23 protein-coding genes and 1 pseudogene are annotated in these 23,980 nt (G+C 67.4%); 8 read left to right on the top strand and 16 right to left on the bottom strand.

The genetic code is table 11. The features are described 5' to 3' along the window. From ACX6XY_RS25520 to ACX6XY_RS25530, 3 genes are all read left to right on the top strand, one after another. On the top strand, positions 1-193 hold a 193-nt coding region (locus ACX6XY_RS25520; protein WP_460335310.1), incomplete at its 5' end, for a hypothetical protein. 1,043 nt (positions 194-1,236) lie between these two features. After that, positions 1,237-1,902: a MarR family transcriptional regulator gene (locus ACX6XY_RS25525; protein WP_460335313.1), complete on the top strand. Its 666-nt coding sequence runs from the start codon at positions 1,237-1,239 to the stop codon at positions 1,900-1,902. Then, complete coding sequence (locus tag ACX6XY_RS25530; protein WP_402226996.1) at positions 1,896-2,312, top strand: hypothetical protein; 417 nt, start codon at positions 1,896-1,898, stop codon at positions 2,310-2,312. Before ACX6XY_RS25525 ends, ACX6XY_RS25530 begins: the two co-directional genes overlap by 7 nt. 285 nt (positions 2,313-2,597) lie before the next feature. Here ACX6XY_RS25530 and ACX6XY_RS25535 read toward each other — a convergent pair whose 3' ends face one another. Together ACX6XY_RS25535 and ACX6XY_RS25540 are read right to left on the bottom strand one after the other, a co-directional pair. Then, a complete protein-coding gene (locus ACX6XY_RS25535) occupies positions 2,598-3,770 on the bottom strand; it encodes a methyltransferase domain-containing protein (protein ID WP_460335316.1) in 1,173 nt (390 codons plus the stop codon). Positions 3,771-3,779: 9 nt separating this feature from the next. Further along, entirely contained in the window at positions 3,780-3,902 is a 123-nt protein-coding gene (locus tag ACX6XY_RS25540; RefSeq protein ID WP_460335319.1) for a hypothetical protein, read from the bottom strand. A gap of 371 nt (positions 3,903-4,273) precedes the next feature. On the opposite strand from ACX6XY_RS25540, the gene ACX6XY_RS25545 reads away from it, so the two are divergent. After that, entirely contained in the window at positions 4,274-4,867 is a 594-nt protein-coding gene (locus tag ACX6XY_RS25545) for a hypothetical protein (protein WP_460335322.1), read from the top strand. A 44-nt stretch (positions 4,868-4,911) separates the two neighbouring features. Further along, complete coding sequence (locus ACX6XY_RS25550; RefSeq protein WP_460335421.1) at positions 4,912-5,214, top strand: hypothetical protein; 303 nt, start codon at positions 4,912-4,914, stop codon at positions 5,212-5,214. Here the strand turns inward: ACX6XY_RS25550 and ACX6XY_RS25555 are convergent. From ACX6XY_RS25555 to ACX6XY_RS25570, 4 genes and pseudogenes are all read right to left on the bottom strand, one after another. Then, positions 5,176-6,154: pseudogene (locus ACX6XY_RS25555) on the bottom strand (IS5 family transposase); the annotation flags it as partial. The gene ACX6XY_RS25550 and the pseudogene ACX6XY_RS25555 overlap by 39 nt on opposite strands. 35 nt (positions 6,155-6,189) lie before the next feature. Next, positions 6,190-6,603 (bottom strand): hypothetical protein, encoded by a 414-nt coding sequence (locus ACX6XY_RS25560; RefSeq protein WP_460335325.1) that lies wholly within the window; start codon positions 6,601-6,603, stop codon positions 6,190-6,192. 2 nt (positions 6,604-6,605) lie between these two features. Further along, on the bottom strand, positions 6,606-6,881 hold the full coding sequence (locus ACX6XY_RS25565) for a DUF6192 family protein (RefSeq protein ID WP_460335328.1): 276 nt from the start codon (positions 6,879-6,881) through the stop codon (positions 6,606-6,608). Between the two features lie 140 nt (positions 6,882-7,021). Beyond that, the gene (locus ACX6XY_RS25570; protein WP_460335331.1) at positions 7,022-7,918 is read right to left on the bottom strand and encodes a lytic polysaccharide monooxygenase auxiliary activity family 9 protein; all 897 of its coding nucleotides are present in this window, start codon (positions 7,916-7,918) and stop codon (positions 7,022-7,024) included. 283 nt (positions 7,919-8,201) lie between these two features. On the opposite strand from ACX6XY_RS25570, the gene ACX6XY_RS25575 reads away from it, so the two are divergent. Next, positions 8,202-9,449, top strand: a complete 1,248-nt coding sequence (locus ACX6XY_RS25575; RefSeq protein WP_460335334.1) for a ParA family protein — start codon at positions 8,202-8,204, stop codon at positions 9,447-9,449. Further along, positions 9,446-10,456 carry a ParB/RepB/Spo0J family partition protein gene (locus ACX6XY_RS25580; protein ID WP_460335337.1) on the top strand — a complete coding sequence of 337 codons (1,011 nt, stop codon included), beginning with the start codon at positions 9,446-9,448 and terminating at the stop codon, positions 10,454-10,456. The genes ACX6XY_RS25575 and ACX6XY_RS25580 overlap by 4 nt, the downstream gene beginning before the upstream one ends. A 116-nt stretch (positions 10,457-10,572) precedes the next feature. Here the strand turns inward: ACX6XY_RS25580 and ACX6XY_RS25585 are convergent, their stop codons facing one another. The 10 genes from ACX6XY_RS25585 to ACX6XY_RS25630 all read right to left on the bottom strand — a co-directional run bounded on the left by ACX6XY_RS25585 (position 10,573) and on the right by ACX6XY_RS25630 (position 22,769). Continuing rightward, a complete protein-coding gene (locus ACX6XY_RS25585) occupies positions 10,573-10,884 on the bottom strand; it encodes a replication initiation protein, RepL2 (RefSeq protein ID WP_460335340.1) in 312 nt (103 codons plus the stop codon). After that, complete coding sequence (locus tag ACX6XY_RS25590) at positions 10,881-11,330, bottom strand: MarR family transcriptional regulator (RefSeq protein WP_460335343.1); 450 nt, start codon at positions 11,328-11,330, stop codon at positions 10,881-10,883. Before ACX6XY_RS25590 ends, ACX6XY_RS25585 begins: the two co-directional genes overlap by 4 nt. Positions 11,331-11,978: 648 nt before the next feature. Then, positions 11,979-12,536, bottom strand: a complete 558-nt coding sequence (tpg, locus tag ACX6XY_RS25595) for a telomere-protecting terminal protein Tpg (protein ID WP_460335346.1) — start codon at positions 12,534-12,536, stop codon at positions 11,979-11,981. 3 nt (positions 12,537-12,539) lie between these two features. Further along, positions 12,540-14,669: a telomere-associated protein Tap gene (gene tap / locus ACX6XY_RS25600; protein ID WP_460335349.1), complete on the bottom strand. Its 2,130-nt coding sequence runs from the start codon at positions 14,667-14,669 to the stop codon at positions 12,540-12,542. A gap of 113 nt (positions 14,670-14,782) precedes the next feature. Further along, complete coding sequence (locus ACX6XY_RS25605) at positions 14,783-15,184, bottom strand: DUF6009 family protein (RefSeq protein ID WP_460335352.1); 402 nt, start codon at positions 15,182-15,184, stop codon at positions 14,783-14,785. A gap of 148 nt (positions 15,185-15,332) precedes the next feature. After that, positions 15,333-16,922: a DNA primase family protein gene (locus ACX6XY_RS25610; protein WP_460335355.1), complete on the bottom strand. Its 1,590-nt coding sequence runs from the start codon at positions 16,920-16,922 to the stop codon at positions 15,333-15,335. Then, positions 16,919-18,022: a bifunctional DNA primase/polymerase gene (locus tag ACX6XY_RS25615; protein ID WP_460335358.1), complete on the bottom strand. Its 1,104-nt coding sequence runs from the start codon at positions 18,020-18,022 to the stop codon at positions 16,919-16,921. The genes ACX6XY_RS25610 and ACX6XY_RS25615 overlap by 4 nt, the downstream gene beginning before the upstream one ends. A gap of 525 nt (positions 18,023-18,547) precedes the next feature. Then, positions 18,548-19,678 carry a ParB/RepB/Spo0J family partition protein gene (locus ACX6XY_RS25620; protein ID WP_460335361.1) on the bottom strand — a complete coding sequence of 377 codons (1,131 nt, stop codon included), beginning with the start codon at positions 19,676-19,678 and terminating at the stop codon, positions 18,548-18,550. Next, complete coding sequence (locus tag ACX6XY_RS25625; protein WP_460335364.1) at positions 19,678-20,340, bottom strand: ParA family protein; 663 nt, start codon at positions 20,338-20,340, stop codon at positions 19,678-19,680. Before ACX6XY_RS25625 ends, ACX6XY_RS25620 begins: the two co-directional genes overlap by 1 nt. A gap of 512 nt (positions 20,341-20,852) precedes the next feature. Continuing rightward, positions 20,853-22,769: an acyl-CoA dehydrogenase family protein gene (locus tag ACX6XY_RS25630; RefSeq protein WP_460335367.1), complete on the bottom strand. Its 1,917-nt coding sequence runs from the start codon at positions 22,767-22,769 to the stop codon at positions 20,853-20,855. Positions 22,770-23,069: 300 nt separating this feature from the next. Here ACX6XY_RS25630 and ACX6XY_RS25635 point away from each other — a divergent pair, with 300 nt between their 5' ends. Continuing rightward, positions 23,070-23,774: a ScbR family autoregulator-binding transcription factor gene (locus ACX6XY_RS25635; RefSeq protein WP_460335370.1), complete on the top strand. Its 705-nt coding sequence runs from the start codon at positions 23,070-23,072 to the stop codon at positions 23,772-23,774. The last annotated feature ends 206 nt before the right edge of the window (positions 23,775-23,980 follow it).

The following is a 23,980-nucleotide window of genomic DNA, read 5'->3' on the forward strand; positions in this document are numbered from 1 at the left end:
CGCCCTCCGCTTCGCTCCGGGCTGGGCTCCGCTGACGCTTCGCCTGTTTCCCCGCAAGCGGGGAAACAGAAAATTCCGCTTGCGGAATTTTTACAGTGGTAGCAATTCGCGCTTGCGCGAATTGTGCGCACCCGCGCAAGCGCGGGTGCTGACGCTGCCGACAGCAGGTGCGCATCATGGCTGGCCTGTGTAGTGACTGGGATTCCTCTCGTCCCCTTGTCCGCCTGGAATCTGTGGGGCCGTCAAGGGGACGGCCCCACAGATTTACCGTAGTGACGGGCTCCGCTGCGCTCCGCCCTAACTCTCCCCCTGTACCCGGATGCTCACGTTAAGCGAAACTGGGCAGCATCCAACCAGACTGTGCAACCAAACTCCCGAGCGTGCCACGATAACATCGTCGAATCTGCACCGGTATATCACCCCACCATATTGCTCAGCAATAGAACAGAAACCCAGGTATGCGTGTGTTGGAATTCAGCGTGCGGAGGTACAGGAGTCGTACGGCCGCCAGGCCGTACGACGGAACCACCCACCGGCACCGGCCACGCCTCCTCGTTTTTGAACGTCTCGGCCGGTACCGCCCGAGACTCAGAGCCGCTGGTACCGCCTACGGTCCGCACCGGGCCATCGGAGCCGCACGCGAAGCCACCTCAACCACGAGCCCCTGCCCGAGGTATTGCAGGAAGCTGCTTACGCATGCGGCTCCGTCGTGAGCCTTCAGCCTCTTCCGGAGGCCCGTGGCGGGATGAGCCGCCTGCGGGCAAGGGGGCCTGCGCGGGGGCGGTGGGGATACAAACCGGGTGGCGGCCGCAGACCGGAGGGTCGGAGTGCCGGCGCACTGCCAGCTACTCGTGGTTGGTGCCGTCGGTAGCGGGGGCGCGCCACGAGCCCGAGGCCCTGGTGTCGCCTTCGCGCGCGTGCGTCTTGAGGAAAAGAGGGCCCTCGCGGAAAACCGGCTTTGACCTGGGATTTCGCGAAAGACGATGTGTCGGCGCTGACACATCGACCTGCAGAAATGTGTCCGTGGTGCCACACCAACACCCAGATATGCCAAGCCTGCTTGTACAAATAACGAACACTGCTGGTGAGAGCTGGTTTCTAGAGGTCACGCCTCGGATCCGTTGTGTCGGTGTCGACACCAAAGAGCCACGCCAGGATGTACAAATCTGCCAACTGAGCTTGAACAACTGCTAGTGTCCGGTGCAACGCCCAAGATCGAGGACAGGACCACCGTCGATGCCCCGCCAGCCCAAGCGCCCCACCACCGGCCGCAGCAAGGGCCGGATCACCGCCGTGCAGCCCGGTGGCGACAGCGCCTTCCGCGAGACTCTGTCCTCCCGGCTGGGCAAGGACATCAAGCCGCCCACCCGCAAGCGGCCCGTACAGCAGATGGACGTCAGTGTCCGGTACACGTACCGCGCGCCGCACGACATGTACGGGCGGTCCGGCTACAGCGTGGTGTCCAACGATTTCCTCGCCGACGTGCTGGCCGTGCTCATCGCCCAACACGGCATGTCGCCGATCCAGTCCGCGGTCCTGCTGTGGTGCATCGGCCGACAGCGCGAGGGCTGGCTGCGCGCCACCCACAAGAAGATCGCTGACAAACTGGGCGTGGAGCGGTCGAACGTGACCCGCGCGATCGGCCGCCTGGAGCAGTGGCACATGATCCAGCGCGTGGACAATGGGCTGGTCTTCGTGAACCCGATGCTCGGGTTCGAGGGCAACGGAGACGTGCAGCGCGAGATCCTGGACTCCCTGCGAGACAAGGACGGGAAGCTTCCAGAAGACGTCTTCCCTGCCCTGAACGCCCCACCGCCACCGCGCAGCGTCCAGCTGGAGCTCGCTGTCGAAGACGGGGAAGATGAAGATAAAAGGGCCGACGAGGAGGGGCGGGCATGCTGATCCAGGCGAGCGCCGGTTTCGGAATGCTGTACCGGCTGGACCTCACCAAGGCCGCCATGGAGCTGCTGAGCGCCCTCATCGAGCGCCAGGAGCCCGGCGGCGAGGTGAACGCCTCCCAGGCCGAGCTGGGGGCCCGCGTGGGCCTGTCACGGAACTCCGCAAACACCGCAATGGGACTGCTGGAGAGCCGGAACCTCGTACTGAGACCGAAGGACCGCAAGTACCGGACCTACTACCTCCATCCCTACATCGCCTCCTACGCCTCCCAAGAAGAACTGGAGGAAGCGATCGAAGACGCCGCCGAGCGCATCGAGTCCGGCGAACTGCCCGAGATCACCGTTCCGCTGTACGAGACCGCACCGCCCAAACGCCAGAGCCAGCCGCTCCGGGCCGTGCGCGCCGCCGGCTGATGCCAGCGGCTGCGCCCGTCCGTGCGCGCGTCGTTCCCCTCTGCGGAAAGCCCTTGGCAGCCGTCCCGCACGGTGGCGCTGCTGCCACCGTTTCGTGGCAGCAGCGCCACCGAACAGCCCGGTAGGTCAGCCGACTCCGACCCATCGCGCTGTATGCAGCAGCCGTGCATAGATCTCGTTCGGAACATCGCGGGTCTGCGATCTTACGCAGCACCTCAAGGCCACTGCCGACCACCTCATCGAGCAGTCAGCCCCGAGTCAGGTACGGGCGGAGCCGCTGAGGTGTCAGACCGGCCACGAGTCGGACGGATCGTCGACCCAGGCGCGCTGCCCTTCCGCTGTGACGGTGAGACCGAAGCGGGCGTATCCGGGTTTGCCTTTTTCTGCCCACCATCGGTACGCCGCTTCCGCTTCGTCCCACACTTTGCGGGGGCCGGACTGCCATACCTGCGTGGCGTCGCCGTCGCTGAACAGCGCGCACGCCCATGACCGGTCGGTGAGCCCGTAGAGCCAGACGGGCCGTGCTCCGTCGCGCTTGTCCGCGATGATGTGTACGCAGTCGCGGAGCTTGAGCCCGACCGCGAAGCGCTGGGGGCTGAACCGGTCTGCCCCCAGGAAGTCGTCCTCCGTGAGCGTGGTGGACGACTTCTCACGGGCGGCCGCGTTGTCCGTGACGTACTCGGAGTGCACGACGGATGTCAGGCGCTGGGCTCGTGCCTTCATGAACTCGACTGGACCTGTGAAGGGGCCTGCCGCGCTCTGTCCGTCGTCGGCGACGGACAGGCGGGCCACGGCGTCGCCGTTGCCGTAGTGCGTCCCCCAGGGGGCCACGATGACCGCGCCCGGCTGGCACTGCGACACCCATGCGTACGGGATGGTCCTGAATCCGCATGTCACGATGATCCGATCGTACGGTCCTCCTTCAGGGTAGCCCTTGAAGCCGTCGCCGCGGACGACCCGGACGGGGAGCCCATACCGCGCGAGGGCCGTTCTCGCCGTGTCGGCAACGGCCGCGTCCACTTCGACCGTGACGACGTTCTCAGCGCCCAAGCGATGCGCGAGCAGCGCGGCGTTCCAGCCGGTGCCCGTACCGATCTCCAGGGCGCGATGCCCCGGTTCTGCGCCGAGGTCCCGCAGCATCCGGAACACCACGCTCGGCATGGACGCGGAAGAGGTCGACACCATGCCCGGCCTGTTGCCCGTGTGCTGGCCGTCGTCCCATTGGGTGACGATCGGTACGTCAGCGTCGGCGTAGCTCTGCCAGAGCCTGGGGGCATTCGTCTTCGACACGGGGACGCTGTGGCCCGCCTCCATGTCGAACGGCCACATCAGGTCAGGCAGAAACGCGGAGCGCGGGACCTTGGCATACGCGGGCACCCAGTCCGAGGAGAGGGCGCCGCCAGACATGAGGGCACGCCCCAGCTCTGTACGACCGGGGCGCTCCTGGTGTGCGTTCATGGCCACTGCTTAGACGGCGGACTTGGGCGGGTTGGGAACGCCGGGGCCGCCGTCCGGGGTGGGCGGAGGCGGCGGGGGTGCGGGCTCTCCGGGCAGTCCGTCTCCGCCGTTGGTCTCATAGGTCCTGATCATGGCTTTGTTCCTTTCCTTGTTTCCTGACTGCCCGCCCTGGGGACGGAGTTCTCTTCCCGGCAGCCTGGTAGCAGGTGTTGTGCCAGTAAGCGGCTGCGGGGGTACGTGTGATCCGGCGTGCGAGCTCAGAGCGTGTTTTTGAAGGTGTGGTGACGTCGCCATTGATCGAAGTGGACTCGTGATCCAGTACGTTCAGCCGATCCCTTTCTGCACCCAGAGGGATCACGTTCTTCTCTTTGGAACTCTGTCACCATCAGGGCGTTTATCGAACGTTCAGCCTGTCCTGTGAGTCTGGCATCTGCACGCACCAGGGAAGCGCGAAGCCTTCGCGTAACTCCTGCACCACACAGTCAGGAACCCAAGGAGAAAACGTGCACGATAGAAGACCGTTAGTCGGCAGATTCGTGATGGTCGCAGTCGCGGCCCTGATGGGCGCCGCCGCCCTGACGGCACCGGCGGTCGCGCAGAGCTCCCCCTCTGACGAGGTCCCGAAAGAAGCCAAGGTTGTCGCGGTCGGCAGCACTGAGATCTCGGGTCCGCGGAGTATCAGCGCCGGGCAGTACGCGGAGATCGCGAAGAAGAGTGGCGTTCCGGCGACGAAGGAAGAGCTGAACTCGGCTCGCACTGCCGCCAACTGCTGGGAGCACACGGTCGAGAAGTGGGGTAAGAACGTCTTCGGGAAGAAGATGTGGCGGTACTACCAGCGCATCGGCTGGTGCGAAGACGGAAAGTGGATCACGGCCACGCCGAAGGCGGACGCTTGGGGTAGCACCCACTGGGTCGGTTGGACCTATACCGGCCGGGATACCATTCAAAAGGCATACGGCGTGGGCTGGAACATCTGGGAAGTGAGTTCCCAGGGCCACTTCTGCTACCTGGATGTGGACAACGTCGGCTGTGCCCAGACACAAGACCCCCGTATCTTCCAGCAGGCTCAGGGAGACGGGGGCGTCTACTGGGAGTAGCTTGAGCTGCTTCCCAAAGAGCCCAGGTTTAGGGGGTTCCACCCGTGAACGTGAAGACAGTACGTAGCGAGAAGACGACCCATGTGGCATTGCTGATCGTCTTCTTGGCGGTGGCGGTGCTGTTCGTGCCCGTAGGAACCGTCCTGGCCGGAGCGGCTTCCCTCCTTGTCGGTGCCTACCTGCGTAGGCAGGAGCGACCCGGAAGGCAAGCGTTGCTGTTCATCACGGTGGGATGCGTCACGCTGCTGGTGGGATTGGCGGTACTGTTCAGCGGTTTCACCACCAGCACGGGCGGCGAGAGTGACAGTCCCCGTTCCCCGCGGGTTGAGCCGACACAGGCTCCGTGAACGAGATCGACGCGTGGTCTGTGGGCCGTGCCGAGCGGCAGCCGCTGAAGCGGCTGCCGCTTTCGGTTTGGGCTGTTGCTCAACTGGTGGCTGCGGTCTTCTTGTTCCAGCCGTCGGTGTGGGGGGCTTTGCGCGTCAGCCGCTTGGTCATCAGGGTGATGAGTGACCAGGTCAGGTGGGCTTCGGCATGCTGTGGGAGACGTTCGTAGTCGCGTGCATTACGTCGGGCTTTCATGATCCAGCCGATCGTACGCTCTACCTTCCAGCGTCTCGGGAGGACGACGAAGCCTTTCGCGTCGCGGGGGCGGGAGACGGTCTTGAGGGTGATGTGCAGGAATTCGCGGGCCCACTCGACGAGCTGGCCGGCATAGGCGGAATCAGCCCAGACCTGGGTGATCTGTGGATGGGTGAGACGCAGACGCCAGAGCATTTCGCGGGCGGCGTCCCGGTCGGTCATGTCGGCGGGCGTCACCATGATCATCACGGGAAGGCCCTTCGTGTCGACGGCGAAGTGTCTCTTGCGTCCGTTGATCTTCTTGGCGGCGTCGTAGCCGCGGCTGTCCTTGCCGACCGTCTCGGCGGCCTTGACGGACTGGCTGTCGATGATCAACGTGACGGGGTAAGGGCATCGTCCCAGGCTGGAACGGATTCGGCGCCGCAGCTGGTCGCGGATGAACGCGACCACTCCAGCCCGGTTCCATCGCCGGAAGAACCCATAGACCGTTTCCCAGGGAGGGAAGTCGACGGGCAGGGCTCTCCACTTCGTACCGTTGTCGGCGATGTAGCGGATGGCGTCGACGATCTGTCGGCGGGGCCACTTCTCAGGGCGTCCGCCGGTCTTGGTCTGACAGGCCGGAGTCGGCAGAAGGGGTTCGACGAGGGCCCACTCGGCGGGGGTGGTGTCGGAGGGGTAGCGGCGGCGACGGCCGGGGTTGGGCATGGCGGGTCTCGTTCACGATCTTGCGGATCGAGGGGCTATTTCGAGAGCTGGGCGAGGGTCGCGGTGACCCCGGTGAGCTGGGCGGTCACCAGCTGGGCCCATTCGTCGTCGGGGTAGCGGGCCAGGTGCGGGGCGAGTGTGCCCGTGATCATCCGGTTCAGCCGGCCGAGCGCCTGGTGGAGCTGCTTCTTCTCGTACTCGATCCAGTCCGCGGGGTCGTCGGAGAACATGTAGCCGTCCTTGCGCCGCCAGATGATCGGGGTGAGCTTCTCCGCGGCACCGACATCGCGAAGATGTCTCACCCCGCGCTGGACCTGGGACTTCTTCAGTCTGGTCGCGGCCACCAGCTGGACGGTCTGCAGTCCGGCGGGTCTGGCCTCCATGAGCGAGACGCGGACCAGGTCGCCGTAGTGCTCCGACAGCGGCCTCGCGTCCCGGCGTCGCGCCATGCCTACCCGCCCTTGAGGAGCTGGGCGAGCTGCTCGTCCAGAGTGAACACTCCGCTGTCGATCGCCGATTCGAGCCAGTCGGCCGCCGCACGGACCTTCGCGACCGACCGGCGGACGGTGTCGCGCTCGTCGTCGGTGAACTCCTGGCCCCGCAGCCGGGGAACGAGCCTGCCCAGTGCGGCCACGTAGCTGTGGCAGGAACCCACCAGGTCGAGGTACTCCATGGTGTGCTCGATCTTCCGCACCGCCGGAGCCTGCTCGCGGATCCGCTCACGCACGGACCCGCTCTCCTGGTCGCGGCGGCGGCCTGGTCCTCGTTTGTGTCTGCGATCCAGTCCGACGGGTTCGACGCCTGAACCACTGCGCCACCGCGAAGCCCCGCCTGTCCCCCCTTCGGGCTGGCGGGGCTTCTCGTTTGCTAGCCGCGCTTGCGGCGGCGGGTTACTAGGAGGCTGCCTGTGGCGAAGGCGGTGAGGGCGGCTGTGGCCGCGAGGGCGGTTGGGAGGGGGGAGGTCGCGGGGGTGGTGGTTGTGGCGGAGAGTGCGGGGGGTTGTTCGTCGCCGCCGTGGCCTGCGTGGCTGACTGTTGACCGTTCGGTGCCTGCGGCGATCTCTGTTTCTGTTGGGGCGTCTGCGTTCGTGGGGGTGTTGGGCGTGTTGGCTCCGAAGGTGACGTCCGAGCAGCTGTAGAAGGCCTCCGCGCTGTCGTCGCGTTGCCATACCTTGTAGATGATGTGGCGTCCGGTGCGGGTGGGCAGGTTGCCGGGGAAGGCGTAGTAGCCGCCGGGTGGCGTGCGTGTGGTGCGGTGGGTGGCGATCGGGGTTTCGTCGAGGTCCGACCATTTCAGGGGCTGGGTCGGGTCGAAGCCCTCTTTGGTGATGTAGACGGTCATGTGGCCGCGGTGAGGTGCCGTCACCCGGAAGCGGAAGTCGAAGTCTCCCGGTGATACGGCTGTCGTGGGCCAGTCGGTGCGGGCCCAGTCCAGGGCCCGGTACTTCGTGCGGCCCGCTGAGCAGAGCTTGCCGTCCGGGATGAGCTCCTGGTGCCGTCCGGCGGCGTTGGCGAGGTTGACCTCGTTCCAGTCGTACAGCGGCTGGGTGCCGGAGTCGGCGACCAGGTCCTTGCAGACCTGGGACTGGGGGCGTTCGGGTCCCTCCGCGTAGCACGCGGCTACCCGGCTGACCGGGTTGAACACCGCGCCGTGGGCGCTTGCCGGGGATGAGGTGAGCGGGACGGCCACGGCGGCGGCCAGTGCGGCGGCGGTGAGCGGGGCGGCGCGGTGGTGGGTGCGGGCTGGGTGGCGGGACGGTGACATTGCGGGGCTCACTCTCATGTGGGGGATGGGGTGAACGGCGAATGGACCTGCGGCGCGGGAAAGTTGACCCGTGTACGACTTCTTGTGAGCTTGGCATTGGTCCATACCAGTAGGCAAGGGGTGTGCGACAGACGGGCCCGGTCGCCTGGGCGGCTGGCCATCCGGGCATCCGGGCATCCGGGCGGCTGGGTTATCACGGCGTGATAGGTCCGGCGGGTGAAGTGACAGGAAACTAACGTGACTGTGGTGGCTTCTGGCTTTGGCGTTAGTAGAGTTACGCGTTATGACGTCATCTGATACCAGGGGCGGCCGGGAGAAGGCCGTCTCGAAGTTGCCTTCCTGGCTTCGTCAGGAGCTCAAGGTCCGTGCCGTGCAGCACGGCATCGACATGCAGGACGCCGTCGACGCGGGTATCACCCTGTGGCGGGGGCTCGGGTCCAATGTCGCCGCTGTCGATACCGCGGGCGCGGAGTCGTTCGCGACGTTTCTTCCGCCGGAGCAGTGGGCGGGGTTCCGTGCCGAGTGCAAGAGCCGCGGTGTGTCGGTCATTCAGGGGCTGGCCCAGTCGGTGCGGGTCTGGCTGGACAGTCATCCCGAGCCTGAAGTGCGGCGGCCTGCCGTCGTCCGGCGTGTCGTGGTCTGCAACCAGAAGGGAGGTGTCGGCAAGACAGCCATCACGGCGGGGGTGGGCGAGGCTCTGGCCGAGGACCCGGCTGTGCTGGTTCCGGTTCGGGTGTCCAAGTACTTCGCCGCCCTCGCCCAAGGTGGTGGTTCCGGTGCCGGTCCGCTGGCGCTTGACGATCTTCCGGGGCTTGGTCAGCGCGTGCTGCTGATCGACTTCGATCCCCAGGGGCATCTCACCAAGCAGTTGGGGCACGAGCCGCTTCCCATGGACGGGGACTCGCTGACCAACCACATGGCCGGTGCGCCCAGGGGCGCGTTGCGGGACTTGATCGTTCCCATCGATGAGGAGCGGTTCCGGGGGCGGCTCGACCTGTTGCCCGCGTGTGCCGACGCATTTCTTCTCGATGTCCGGCTGGCGTCCGTGCGGGCTCGGGAGGCTTCCCTTGAGCGGGCGCTCGCGCCGGTCGAGGACGCGTACGACGTCATCGTCATCGACTGTCCGCCCAGCCTCGGGCTCAGCATGGACGCCGCGAGCTACTACGGACGCCGGCGGCTGGATGAGGTCGCGGGAAACTCCGGGGTTCTGATCGTCGTTCAGGCAGAGGACAGCAGCGCCGACGCGTACGGGCTGCTCACCTCGCAGATCGAGGACATGCGCAATGACCTCGCGCTCGATCTCGACTACCTCGGGCTCGTGGTGAATCACTACGACGCCCGGCGCGGCTATATCGCCACGTCTTCGTTGCAGTCCTGGGTGGACATCAAGGATCCCCGTGTCGTGGGGGTCATCAGCGACCTCAAGGAACAGAAGGAGGCGGTCCGCGCCAAGCGGCCGCTCCTCGCCTATGCGCCTCGCTGCGAACAGTCCGTCGCGCTCCGCGCCCTCGCTCGGGAGATCAGCAAGTGAGCAAGGCCAAGAATCTCGGCGCTGGTGCTTCATTCGCCCAAGCGCGTCCTGTCAGCGCCCGCCGTGCCGCGATCGGCGCCGTCACGAAGGCGCCCACCGCTGGCGTGCCGGATCCGACCGAGCTTCCCCTGGAGGCCATCAGCCAGAATCCTGACAATCCCCGTACGGAACTCAGGGATCTTGACGGGCTGGCCGACAGCATCCGGGAGATCGGGCTTGTCAACGCGATCACCGTCGCGACGATTGACGCCTATCTCGCCGAGCGTCCTGAGCGGGCGGGTGAACTTGACGAGCGTGCCCGTTACATCGTCGTTGACGGCCATCGTCGGCTGGAGGCCGCGCGTCTGGCTGGTGTGCGGACTGTCCGGGTCAGTGTCGACGATGCTCTCGCCTCGACGGATGAGTCGCTGCTTGAGGCCGCGTTCGTCGCCAATGTGCATCGCGACGATATGCATCCGCTGGAGCAGGCGCAGGCGCTGAGCAGGCTGGTGCGGTTCTACGGTTCGCAGAACAAGGCCGCGAAGCGGCTGGGCATCGGTCAGTCCACCATCTCGTCGAAGTTGTCTGTCCTCGATCTCGCTCCCGAGCTCCAGGCCGATCTCGTCGCGGGGCGGCGGACGATCGAGCAGGTGCGCAACCTCTCCAAGCTGCCGCCGCAGGAGCAGCGCGAGAAGGCCGATGCGCGTGCCGCCGCCGCGGTGCGGAAGAAGCCGGTAGCGGCGGGGGGGCTATCACGGCGTGATAAGCCGGTGCGGGAGACCGCTGGTCCTCAGGGCGCGGCGGAGTTGCCCTGGCATGACGGGGCCGCGCTGATGGATCTCGCTTTCGGTCAGCTCGATGCGCGGCAGCGGGGGTCTTTCATCCAGCGGTACTTTCAGATCACCAGTGGTGTGGATGAGGTTGCCGCCGATATGGCCAGTGGGCTTCTTCCCGCGCATCGGGCGGATCTGGCCGCGATCCTCGGTCGGGTCTCGGAGCTCCTCACAGAGCAGGAGAAGAACGCGTAGGGCGTTTTCTCTCCCTGTGCCGGGCTGCGGGGCTTATGGACACGGAGGCAAGGAGAGCGTCCCCTGGAGCGTGGTTGATGAACGTGACGTTCATCAACCACGCTCCGGGAAGCGGGTCAGGTGGCGCGGCGCAGTGGTACGACGACGTTTTCGCCGGTGGCCTTCGGGCTGAGGCGGTAGTAGCGGATGTGCGCGAGGCGTTCGGATTCCTCGAGCCAGCCCGCTTCGATGACCTGGCGTCGGGTGCGGCTGAAGACGGTGGGTGAGAGGCCGACGAGCTTGGCGAGCTCCGCGGCGGTCTCGATGACGGCTCCGGATCTGTCGGCTGGGTGCACGGCGTAGAGCATGACGACGAGGCGCTGGTTGGCCGTCATGCCTGCGGTGCGTTGCAGCAGGTGGAGAGTCTTGATCTTGTCGTCGTTGTTCACTGGGCCTCCCACCGTGCCGGGGTCGTCGCATCGAAGCCGGGGATATCTGGGGGGTTGCAGGTCCTGACCGCTTCGCGTTGCTCGACTCCGGTGCCGTGGAATGAAATGTACGGGCTGATCCGGTAGAAGCGGTAGTTCCCGATGCGGCCGCGCACGATGAGGATCCGGTGCTTGGCGAGCTTGCGGTTGATCTTACCGACTGCGTCGGTGGACATGCCGACGCGGCAGGCGATGTCGGCGCCGGTGGCGCGCAGGGGCTCCAGTCCTTCTGGTGAGACGCCGATCCACCACAGGACCAGGAACTTTTGGCTGGGGGTGAACGCCCTGCTCTCGCTGATGGCTTCGACGCGTGCCTTGTCCACCTGGGTGTGTTTGCCGGAGAAGGCGAATGGTGCATACGGGATGGTCTCGCCGGTGTCGGCGTCGACCAGTCTGCGTACTCCCACCGAGGCCTCCGGTTGCTGTGACGCTCATGAGGGCGGCTGGTTGGCCGCCTTGATGAACGTAACGTACATGAACGCGGAGTGGATCTAGGCGGTTCACAGGACGTGTCGCTGAACGTCTGTCGGGGCTGTTTCGTCGGCCGGAGCCGTGGTTCTGAGGGCTTTACTGATGGACGTGACGTTCATCTACCCAGTTCCTGGGAACTGTTCACCACGATCCTGGGAACGTGGTGTACGGCTGACGGAACTGGGTCACGGTTCTGGGGATCTGAGCTTGAGTCAGTGTCACCGCAGGTCAGGGTGGGTTTGGCTGGGGACCGCTCTTATGCTGTTACCTGACCCTGGTCGTGGGGTGCCGGTTGGCCGTGCGCCGGGCGGTTCTGTGACTTCCGGTTGGTGGGCCCACTCCCCCGCTGTCTGCCTCAGCCCGCGAAAGCCCGCCACGACGATGGCCGCGGCTGATCGGGCTGGTGCGCGTGTGTCTCCGTGACCCCGCTGCCAGTTCAGCCATGTCGTCGCATGTTTGCCGGCGGCCGCGGCGCCGCGGCCGCCGACGGCGCGTACGGGCCCGTCGGGGCACCGGAAGCCCGGCTAGGGCTGAGGAGCTGCCGACCCGGCGCGCGCGGTGAGACGCGCCGGGTCAGTAGTCGGTCAGTAGTCCAGGTCGAGGTAGTCGATGTCGTTGAGGGAGACGTCGGAGAGGCCCAGAGCTCGGCTGCCGTCGTCCTGGAAGTACACGGTGCGGAATCCGTCGGCGATGATGCCGCGCAGGTGCTGGTCGCTGGCGCCTGCCGCTTGGGCGTCGAAGAGCCGACGGGCGTACTCCGGCGGCAGGTGGACGGTCAGGCGGCGGAAGCGGCCGTCGTCGGTGGTGCCGATGGGGGCGGTGTAACCGAAGCGGGCGCGGGTCTCCACGGTGATGCCGCTGGTGGTGGCGGCCTCTCGCTGACGGCGTTTGCGGACCTGGGGCTGCCAGCGGGCCCGGACGGCGGCGTCGATGCGGTCGGCGATGGGTTTGGGCGGGTGCTTGCGTTCGCCGGTGAGGTAGCGCTCCACCGAGCGCTGGCTGACGCCGATCTCCCGAGCGACGGCGCGGGTGGTCTTGAGTTTCTTTATGAGGAAGGTGATCTGGGCTTTGACGGTCTTGGGGGGCTGGCGGGTGAACGTCTCCTGGGTGGCGCGGTCCAGGGCGTCGTCGATGTCTCCCATGTCCTACTCGCCTTCGTCCAGGACGGCGTCGCCGCCCTTGATGTGGCGGGCCGGGTTGTAGCCCTGCTCCATCAGGCCGACTGCCCACAGCATCGACTGGACGCCTTCGAGTTTCGCCAGGCCCGGAGTGGGGCCGAGGCGGAAGCCGCCGGGCTGGGGCTTGCCGGACTCGGTGTACGGCAGGAAGTCGAGCGGGCTGTCTCCGGGGCTGGGGTAGACGACGCAGTCGGACAGCACGGCGAGCGGGAACAGCCCGGTCATGCGGGACATGTTGAGGAGCTTGCGGTGCATGTTGATCCGGGCCTTGCTGATGACGGCGGCGCGGATGTCGGGGCGCCAGGTCGGGCGTTCCAGGGCTGGCCAGCGTTCGCCCTGCTTGTAGTGGCGGCCCTGGGGGCGTTCGCGGAGTTTGCCGACGCCGCCCTTGACGGTGGCCTTGATGGCGGTCAGTACGGCGGCCAGGGGCGGGTCGACGTCCTTGTGCTGTTCCATCGCGGTGAGGAACTCGGCACCGGAGAGGTCCTTGGTGACGCCGAGGTCGGCGAGGGTGTCGACGTAGGCGGTCTTGAGGCGGTCGTGCCACGGGTCCAGGTACGCGCCGGTCTCGCGGCGCAGGTACGCCTCGATGGGGTGGACGTCGTAGCCGAGCTCCTGGGCGTAGGCGGCGGTCTGCGTCTGGTACCAGGCCGGGCCCGTCGGGCGGGCGCCGTCCGGGGTGAACGGTGACGGGAGGCGCGGGTCGAGCTCGATGTGGGACAGGTCGACCAGCCAGGAGCCGGGGATCTTGGCGTTGAAGGCCGGGCGGTGGAAGTGTTCGGGGGCGGACAGACCGACGGTCAGGCGGGCCGCGGCGGCGAGGAACGCCGTGTTGAGGTCCAGGCCGATCGCGTACGGCAGGGTGCACTCCTCGTCGGTGAGGGCTTCCACCGGGCGGACCCATTGGTAGGCCTCTTCGTTGAGGAAGCCGCCGTTCCAGCCGCTGTGTACGACGACGGGGTGTTCCTGGGTGGCCTCGGGCGGCGCCGGGTCGACGGGATCGGTGCCGAGGCTGCCGGGATAGTGGCCGGGCACCCAGGCACCGGTGGCCCGGTCCTGTACGGCTCTCGTGGGCGGGCGGAGTGCCGTCATCAGCTCCAGGCCCGACACGGCCGTCGAGCCGCGCGGGGTGATGACGCGCTGGGCGTACGTACCGAGGACGCGGGCGATGGCGGGCGGGTCCAGGTCCGCGACGCCGGGCCAGGAGCGCTCGTCGAGGGCGTCCCAGGGCAGGATCGCCAGCTGAACGCACTGGCGCTGGCTGCCCTGGGCTTTGCGGTAGATGCGGGGCCAGGGGCCGAAGCCTCGTTGGGTGAGGTGCCACTTGGCCTTGGTGATCTGCCGGACGACCGGGTGGTCCGGGGGCAGGCGCAGGGAGCGGCGTTGTTCGGGGCCCTCCAGGCGCTCGGGCAGGCCGAGCTTTACCGCGGCCGCGGCGGTGAGGGCGATGAGGGGGTCGGAGTCCTTGCCGTTGCGGTGGAGTTTCGCCGCGCCGAGGCCGGACTCGTTGAGGGTCCACTCGACCAGCTCGGGGATGGTGCGGGCCGGGCAGTCGAGCACGATGCCGCCGACGCCGTAGGCGGAGCCGTCGCCGTCGAGTACGGCGAGCGGGCCGTGGGGGTAGCGCGGGTCGGTGGGGGTGGGGGTGAGGGTGGGGTGTGGGGTGCTGCGGGGTGGTGCTTGTGGGGTTCTTTTGGGGGGCCTTTGGAGGGCCGTGCGGTGGGGCGTTGTGCGTGCTGCCGGCGGGGTGGGGCGTTCGGGGGGCGCCGGGGCCTGGGGGGTCTCCCCTGGCTCAGGGATGGCCGGTGTAGCCGGTGTGGCTGGCGTGGGGGGGACGGGGGCGCCGGGTGCGGGGTACTTCGCCGCCCAGCCGTTCAGGAGCCGCTGGTACGCCTCCAGACGCGGCGGCTTGGGCTCGGTACGGCCGCTCTCCCAGTTCTTCACCGTCTGGGGGGTCGACTTCAGCACGGCCGCCAGGCGGGCCTGGGTGATGCCTGCGGCTTCGCGGAGCCGGGCGCGTTCCGCTGGGGACGGCAGCTGCGGCTCCTCGTCGAGCAGGGCGTCGACCGCTGCGAACAGCTCTTCCTCAGATGGCATGTCTGGTTACCTCCGCTTACCTCCATCCTGAGCACTTCTTTGCCGGAGTGGCGGGATCGGGCTGCTGTGTCGCGTTTTACCGCGGTAAAACGCAGCACGGCAGGCGTAGTTGTCTACAGCGGCAGCGTTATCCCGAGCTCCTGCATCGCGGAGGACGGCGGGCCGCCCTCCGAGCGCTCCGTCTTGTAGCCCTTGGTGCCGGGGGCGAGCGTGCGCGGGTCGACGGCTTCGGCGGGGGCTCCTGTGGCGTACAGGCCGTTCGGTTCCGAGTCTCGGTCGTGCGGCAGGAGCCAGAAGACCCGGCGGCGGAACGTGCCCGAGGAGCGGGACGCCTTGGCTCCGGGGCCGAGCACCGCGTATCCGACCATGCGGCCGTCGCGGTGGTAGGCGGGCTTGCCCTTGCGGGTCGGCAGCCGGTCGAGGCTTTGTCTGACGTAGTCCAGCGCCTGGGTGTCTTCGAGCCAGACGAGATCCGTCTCCTCGCGGATCTCATCCTGGGTGATCAAGGCGCTCATGCTGTCCTACCTTCTCGTACCACGTCTGACACTGCCTGCGCAGGTTCATGGCACGGATACCCATCAGGAGGCGGAGCCATGGCACCCCAGGGGCGTGAGTGCGTGATCGACCGCCTGTCGTGGCCTGTTCCTACGGCTGTTCCTACCATCAGGCATCCTCCTCGTCAGCGAGCAGCCCGATCCCTGGGTAGTACTTGCGCTGGTTGGACAGGATCATGTGCTTCGGTGACACGAGCCCGATGGTCTCGCGTACGCGCGCGGCGAACGAGCGGGACGTCATGGCCGGAGCTCCCTCATGTCGGCACCACTCCTTGTACGCGGCGTACAGGTGTGCCTGTTCTGCTCGCTGGTCCGGGTGAATCACACAGCTTTCGCTCAGGAAGCGACCGGTGTGGTCCTCGGTCTCGGCGTACGCGGTGGTGGCGATGCGCACCCGCTCCGGGCCGGTGAGGTCCTTGTCGCCGCCGAGGTAACGCCGGGCGCCTTCGATGAGCCAGTTGAGGATACCTGGGCCTTCCTCGGTGACGAGGATGTCGGCCAGGTTGTCGATCTTCCGGTCGTCGGGCACGGTCCGTGCGAACGGGATGAGGCGCATGCGGCGCCAGAAGGCGAAGCCGCCGGTGCCGACCTCGGGGCGGTGGTTGCCGAGCAGCCAGAGCTTGTGGGTGGGCTCGAAGCTGAAGAAGTCCTGGCGCATACGGCGGGCCTTGATGCGGTCACCGCCGGTGAGGAGCTTGACGCGGGCTTCGTCGAACTTGTCGCCTGGTTTGACCTCGCTGCAGACGATGACCCGGCGGCCGTGCAGCTCGGCGAGGTCGGTGGGGTGGCCTTCGTAGGGGCGGGCCATCAGGAAGCCGGGGGGCGCCGCGTCCGCGTAGTCCCCGAGGAGCTTCATCAGGACGTCCAGGAGGACGGACTTGCCGTTTTTTCCGACGCCGAAGAGGAACGGCATGACCTGGCCGCCTACGTCGCCGGTGACGGAGTAGCCCAGGAGCAGGTGGAGGAAGCCGATCATCTCGGTGCCCTCGTCGTCGTCCCCGAAGGTGTCGGCGAGGAACTGGTTCCAGCGCGGCGTCGGCATGGGCTTGGGGCCGGTCGAGGTCGAGCGGGAGTGGAAGTCCTTGCTGGAGTCCGGGGTGCGCACCAGCCCGGTGCGGAGGTCCACGATGCCCGCGGGGGTGCACAGGGCGTACGGGTCCGCGTCCAGGCGGGCCGCGTTGAGGACCATGCCCGGCGCGGATCTGGCCTGGGTGAGCATGGCGTTCATGCCGGAGGTGCTCAGGGCTCGCCTGCGGTGCTGCTGGAGCGCGGTGGTGGTGAAGACTCCGCGTGCGTCGTGGGTGGCGATGGACTCGGCGAGGTCGCCGGCCGCCCACATCACGGTGTCGTCCTCGTCGATCTGCCACCGGGTGGTGTCCCAGCGGTACCAGCCGAGGCCGGGGACATGGCGGTAGTCGGCGGCGTAGAGCTTGACGAACAGCTTGGCGTTGCCGCGGTCGGTGAGGGTGTCCGGGAGCAGTCCGTCCGGCGTGGCGAGCGTCTCGGGCGCGCCGGGAGTGCCGGGAGTGCCGGAAGTGCCGGGTGCGCCAGTCGGGGTCTCGCCGCCTTGTGGGGGCACGGGAGATCCCTGGGTTGCCGATGTTCCTGTGTTGTTCGCGGTGCGGGCGAGGATCTGGGCTGCGACGGCCTCCGCGTCGAAGTCGAAGAGTGCGTTGTCCTGGTCCGGCCTCGGAGTCATGAGCGGCTCCCCGGGTCGAGGGGACGGCGCGCGCCGGCGTTCATGCCACTGCGGATGATGTGTTCCGCCCGCCTTTGTTGTCCGGGGCGGGCCTGCTCGGCTGCTTCGAGCAAGGCCTGCTCCCCCGCTGTGTGTTCGAGATTTCCGGCAGCCACCAGGCCGCCGACGGTATAGGCCGCCCGGTTGAGCTTCTCGGTGAACGAGGCGCCTTCGGGTACCTGCGCGCAGGAGGCCACTTCGGCGATGACCGTGTGGAGGGTGCGGGTGGCGCGGTCGCGGCCGCCGCCCGCGGCGAGTACCGCCTGACGGGCGCGGGGCGGTACGGGGCGCGGGGCGGGCACGGAGGGCAGGTGCCCGGTGCGCTCGAGCTCCTGGGCCAGCCAGGCGGGCAGCGGCGCGGGTTCACGCGCGAGACCCACCGGCGTATAGCTTCCCGCGGGGATGGTGGTGCCGGGGGTGACGATGTACCCGCCGTGGGCCCGTACATCGACCTGCCAGGCGAGGGCGCGCCGGGGGCTGGCTCCGGTGGAGCACTGCCAGTGGCGGCCGTCCGGGACGCGGTACCAGATGTGCAGGCCGCCGGACGGGGTGCGTACGCGAAGCGTTGTGTCGTCGTCTGCGGGGTTGGTGACACCTCGTAGGGCTGCGAGGACGGCCAGGGTGTGGTAACCGTTCGCCAGGCCTCTCAGGTCCACCTCGTCGGGGATGTGGATGCCCGGCAGGAGGCGGTCCCGGCTGGGGACTGGCTGCTGGTGGGCGTCGATGTCGATGACGAGGAGTCCCGCGGAGCCGCAGGAGACGCCTACGCCGAATGAGGGGTTACTCCCCCACCATTGGCGGATGAGGGTGGCGTCGAGGGTGGCGGCATGGAAACCGTGGCACCAGCGGCCTTCGGCGCGGCAGGCGCAGTCGTGGTGGGTGTGGCCTGGCCGGCGGCAGGCCGGGCAGTTGGCCGCGGGAGTTTTCCGGCCCGCGGCAAGCGGGAAGACTGGCCAGCCCCGTTGGGCGCACCATCTGGCGGTGGCCAGGGATCCAGCGACTGGGCGGGCAGGGGTGGTCTGCCGTGAGTCGCTGCGTGAAAACCGCAGCTCAGCAGGCATTTAGTTCCCCCATCAGCGACCGAAGCGACTCAACGACGAACATAGATTAGCGAAGTCTTGGCTGCTGGTGGGGCACCTAAGGCCAAAGCCCGTACATCGTGTCGCTGATGGGGGTTTGGGGCCCTTCGGGAGCTCGACAGCGACTCAACTTCTGGGACAGCGACTGAAGCAGTTTCGGTCGCTGTCTTCGGTCGCTGCTAAAAACCCAGGTCAGAGGCTTTTGATCAAGAAAACAGCGACTGAAGCGACTCAGCGACCGTATATATGACGCGCACGCGCACGCGCACGCACGCGCCAATGTCTTCATATACCCGGAACTTGAGTCGCTTCGGTCGCTGTTTCGTCGAGACATGCCCTGTGACCTGCGGTTTTAGCAGCGACCGAAGACAGCGACCGAACGGCTTCGGTCGCTGTTCTTCAGTCGCTGTCCGCTTTGGGACCCTTGAGTGAAGCTCCAGGCTGTCTCAATAGCGACTGAAGAACAGCGACCGAAGCGACCGAAGCGACTCAACGTCGGGGTAGCCGTCAGGCGTCTTGGACGTGCTCCTGCAGCAGAGCGTGCAGGCAGTGCAGATCCTCGGACGTCATGCGGTGCCGGAGGGTGTGGAAGACCGTCTCTGGACTGTGCCACGGGATGGCACTGACCTTCGTGCCGTCCGGCAGTGGTGCGGGACGGGTCTGAAGCGCCGCTGTGGGCGTGTTCCGGACGGGTGCCGGGGGTGTCGGGGCTTGCGACGCTCCCCCGGCCTCAGCGGGCTGTTCAGGGGCGTCAGGAGCCTTTTTCCGGGGCTGTGGTGGTGCCTGGGATGGCGTGTCTTGAGGTTCCTGGGGTGGTCCCTGCTGTGGTCCCTGGTGGGGCACCGTGTTCACCGCTGGGTCCGCCGGGTCCGCTGGTTCGGTTGGTGGCGAGACCTCAGCTGGTGGTGCTGGTTCAGCCGCAGGGGGGTCCTCCGGTGTCCGCCGGGGGGCGCGCGGTGCGGCCTGCACGGCGACCCGGCGGTCGAGTTCGGCTTGCCAGGCCGAGGCCTGCTCCTCCTGGGGCAGGCCGGCGATCTCCCGGCCGACTCGGATGGACAGCTCTCCCGAGCTCACCAGCTGCTGCAGCTCGGGCGTGAGCCGCAGCAGCTTGCGCTGGTTGCTCACCCAGGGGTTGGACTTGCCGTAGTGCTTGGCGACCTTGTCCGCGCCCCCGAGTTCGAGCACCATCGTCTCGATGCCCAGGGCCCGCTCGATCGGGTCCAGGTCCTCACGGTCGTTGTTCTCCGAGAGCACCGCGTCCAGGAACTGTGCGCGGGACCGTGCCAGTTCCTCGTTGTGCACCACGTCGAGGGTGGGCCGCCCCACGAGGGCCGAGGCTCTGAAGCGGCGCTCCCCGTTGGCGATCACATACGGGATGTCCCCGACCCGCTCGGCTTCCTCCGGCCACAGCTTGAGGTACCCGGAGCGGGAGACGACTACGGCGGGCTGGAGCTGCTGCTGCTTCAGCTTCCGCCCGAACTCCTCGAGCTGCTCCTCGGTGCCGAAGTTCCGCCGAGGGTTGAACCGTGTGGGAATCAGCTTCGCCAGAGGCAGCGAGAGCAGCAGCGGGTCGCTCTTACCCGGTACGTCGTCGACCTTGGCGCCCGCCAGGGACGCGAGGCTGGTACGTCGGCCCATCAGGCGCGCCCTCCATAGCCGAGTTCGAGTGCGAGGCGGAAGAAGTCCTCGCGGGCTTCCATCGCGACGCGGTTCTTCGGGTACTGGGTGACGACCCGGCCCTCGACCGAAGCCCGCGTGTGCACCTTGTAGCGGCGGATCACCGAGTCCGCGCGGGGCCAGCCCTGCGCGTCGATGTACGCCTTGGTGTCCTCCAGGTCCGCGGTTCCGTCACGCGGATCCCAGTTGTTCACGACGACCTGGAACGGCAGTCCGGTGGGTTCGATGACCTTCTGGATGGTCCGCGCGGTGGGGTCGAACGCGAGCCCTTCGGGGGGCATGGGGACGATCACGTCGTGGGCGTAGGTGAGGGCTTCGAGCAGAAGATTCTCGTCCTGCAGGCTGCCCGGAGTGTCGATGAAGATGTGTTGCAGGCCCTGGTTCTTGCCCCGCAGTGTGTCGGAGACGATCGCCCCGAGGTTGAGTGTGGTGGTGGTCTTGCCGACCCCGCCCTTCTGGTTGGCGACTACGTGAACCTGGGCGCCGGTGTCCTTGAGGACGGCCAGGTTCTCCGGAGTCTCGTGTTCCTGGGAGAAGTCGAAGGGCAGATCGTTGATCCGGCTCGCCCACCAGACGGTTGAGGCCTGGGGGTCGATGGACACGACGTAGACAGCACTTTGCATGTGATGCTCCGTTTGCTTCCCGTGGATTCCGGTACTTCGGGCGTGCAGCATCATCGCAGACGCTTCCCTGCTGTCTGGCATGGACACGAGCGGCTTCGGGGGCCGGGACGCGGGTAACCCACGGCTGGCCGTCATACGGCGGTGGGGGGGGGGGGGGGGGGGGGGGGGGGGGTACGCGGGCCAACCCCCCCCCCCGCCCCCCCGCCGGCGCGGGGGGGGGGGGGGGGGGGGCGGGGGGGGGGGGGGGGGGGGGGGGGGGGCCCCCCGGGGGGGGGGGGGGGGGGGGGGGGGGGGGGGCGCTGTCCCCCCCCACAAACCCCCCCCCCCCCACCGTGAGCGAGCCTCAGCTCGGTGCGACGCTTGCCCTGTGCGGACCGCCCGCTCGTTTTACCGCGGTAAAACGGCGGACCTCCCGTTCTCGTTTTACCGCGGTAAAACGAGCGGCGAGCCGTTGGCCGTGGCGATCCCCGTACGCCGCGGTCGCTGGGGTGGTGCTGGCGTGCCCCGCAGGGTCATGAGGCGATGTCGGCGGTTGCGGCGCCGACCAGGTCGTCCACATGGACCGAGTAGCTGTCGTTGGCGAGCGGGATGTTGGCGAGGTACTCGTCAGGCAGGTCGAAGGCGTCGACGAGCGGGCCCATACAGGGCGCGAGCTCGCGGACTGTGCGGTCGACAGCGGCGGGCAGCTCGCGGATGTGGTCGAGGTTGATGCGGTCTTCGACGACGAGGGTCCCGGTGTGTTCGTCGAGTTCCTTGAGGGCGAACAGCCGGTAGAGGTTTTCGAGGAGGGTGCGGGCCTCGGGGGAGACGGTCTCCTCGATGGCTTCGAGGAAGGCGTCGGCCGCGAGCCGCCGGGTGTAGGCGTGCACCATTTCGAGGGCGGGTGGGCAGGCGGCGTTCCAGCGGCCGAGTGGGTTTCCCTGAGGGCCGTGGCGCAGGGCGGTGCGGGAGCGGCGCTGCCAGATGTCCTCGACGTCGGCCAGGCGGTCGCGTAGGAAACGGAGCTCGGTGAGCTGGTCCTGATGACTGGCTCGGCTGTCCCCGGTGGGCTCGTCTGTGGTGGTGCGCTCGGTCTTGTGGCCGAAGATCATTTCGGAGGCGGCCTTGACGGCGATGACGAGGTTGTCGCCCTCGGCGGTGATGCCCCCTTCGATGTTGAGCTGCTGCTCCACGAGGTTGTTGAAGGGGAAGAGTCCCTGAGCGCCGCAGCGTTCCCGGCATTCGATGGCGATCTGGCGGCACTGCCAGGTGATCCAGCTCTTGCTGACGGCCACCATGCGTTCGACCTGGTCGCGGTCCTCGGCGGTGTGCTCCGTCCAGCGCTTCATCACCTTCCGGTGCAGGAAGGTCAGTGCGTAGCAGGTGGCCAGTGCGGAAAGCAGCCGTCCATGGTGGCTGCGGTGAGCGGCGAGGGGCACCCGTTCCCCCTCGCGGGGACCGGCGATGTGGCGGATGTGGGCGTAGCGGACGGCGATGGTCAGGGCGGTGCGGGCCATGCCGAGGCTGCTGGCGCTCATGCAGAGCTTGCCCATGGTGACGCGGTTGACGGAGCGGAGGAAGCGTTTACGGCGGTTGCCGAGGCTGCTGGTGAGCTGGCCGTGGTGGTCGAGCCGTCCGTGTTCGGCTTCCAGGAGAGCGGTGCGGGGGAGTCGTACGTGCTTGAAGCGGGTGAGGCAGTGGTCGACGGTGGGCCCGAAGCGGGAGGGGATGGCGCGGACGGTGACACCGGGCAGGGGGCCGGTGGAGTCAGTGAGCGGTACGAGGAAGAGATAGACGCCCTGGTCCTCGTTGTCGACGAGCAGCCTGGCCGCGACGACGGCGCTCTTGGGGCCGCCGAGCGTGCTGGTGTTGGGCATGAACTTCTGTGCGCCGATGGTGGGGGTGTGCAGAGTGAAGCCACCGGTGGTGGGGTCGTAGGTGGCGGTGGTCTGCAGGTTGGCGGCGTCGTTGCCGTGTTCGAGCTCGGTGCACAGGAATGTTCCCGTGCGGCTCAGTGAGGTGTAGGGGGTGAGGTCCCGGCCGTGGTCGTCGTGTTCGAGGAGGCTGCCGAGGAACAGGTTGTAGTGGATGCTGGCGAGGGTGCACAGGCCGCCGTCGACGCCGCCGATCCACTCGTGCATGGCGGACAGGCGGTGGGGGTCCTGGGGGAGGAGCTCGGGGGTGCCGACGATGTCGTTGACCAGGTGCAGCCGCTGGTAGGAGCGGGATATCTGCTCCGTGGTGGTCAGGCCTGGCTGGTAGTGGAACTCAGGGTCGGCGATGAGGGCCCGCCAGGGGGCGTGGATGTCTGTGCGGTCGCTGCCGTTGTACAGCAGGTGGGCCAGCTCTTCGACGGTGCCCCGTGTGACTGTCGGCAGTGACAGGGTGACGGGCGCAATGCCCCTTTTGCGTATGTTCGGGGCAGTGCTCTGAATGCTTAGCAGGGTCATAGACCTCTCCGCATGGACGCCGAGTCGATAGGAGATGGTGCAGGACCATAAAGATACGGACCCACCGGTTTTTTGCAAGGATCGTCGTGTCCTGTTCTGTCATCAAAATTTTCGGCAGTAACCTGTCAACAGGGGCGAATCGACCAGTGGGAGTGAGGGAGGTGTCCAGGAGGGGACGGCGCGGGGGCCGCGCGTTGCCAAACCGCTTGCCTGGTTTTACGATCAGCGCGGGTTGCTTCTGTCGTCGGCCAGGGCGCCCGTCCTGTTCACGACAGACGGGGGGTACGGAGGTGTGTTTTTGTGGCGCGGCAAGAACGGGCGGTTCGGACGCGGAAGTCGATCCTCGCCTCGGCTGCGGAAGTCTTCGACGAGGTCGGCTATGAGGCCGCCACGATCTCCGAGATCCTCAAGCGGTCAGGACTGACCAAGGGCGCCCTGTACTTCCACTTCAACTCCAAGCAGGAGCTGGCGCAGGCCGTACTCGGCGAGCAGGTGTCCGCACTGCCGAGGGTTCCCGAGCATGAACTCAAGCTGCAGATGTCGCTGGACGAGGCGATGCTGCTGGCGCGTCTGCTGCAGAGGGGTACTGGCGACCCGGTAGTGCAGGGCAGTGTGCGTCTCACGGTCGAGCAGGGAGCCGCCAAGGACGGCCTGGACCGGCGTGTTCCCATGCAGGGGTGGATCGATCACAACCTCGACCTCTTCGGACAGGCGAAGGCCGGGGGAGAGGTACTGCCCGACGTCGACCTGGAACGGGTGGTGAGAGTCTTCGTCGGCGCGTTCACCGGCATCCAGGTCCTGTCGCACATTATGACTGGACGCGAGGACATGTCGGAGCGGGTCGCTGACATGTACCGGCATCTGATGCCGTCGGTCGCGGTTCCCGGCGTGCTCGCACGCCTGGACTTCTCCCAGGAGCGCGCCGACCGTGTCTTCGACGAGGCGCTGAAGCTGCACAGGGAGCGGATCGAGAAGGCCGCGCACGAGAGCGCGTCGGCTGCCTGAGCGTCTGCTGTCTGACCCTGGGCCCCAGGGCTCCTGTGCGCGCTCCTGGAGTGCGCAGGGACAACTGCATATGAGCCATCGGCGGGGGGAGAGGGGTAACCCCCTCTACGCACGCGTGTCTCAATCAACGGTATGAACTGCTGAGCGAACGGAGTGCAAAAGATGGAGATGGCTACTTGTCCGTACGCACTGGACCCGCGGGGGCG

Source organism: Streptomyces sp. O3 (assembly GCF_054788135.1).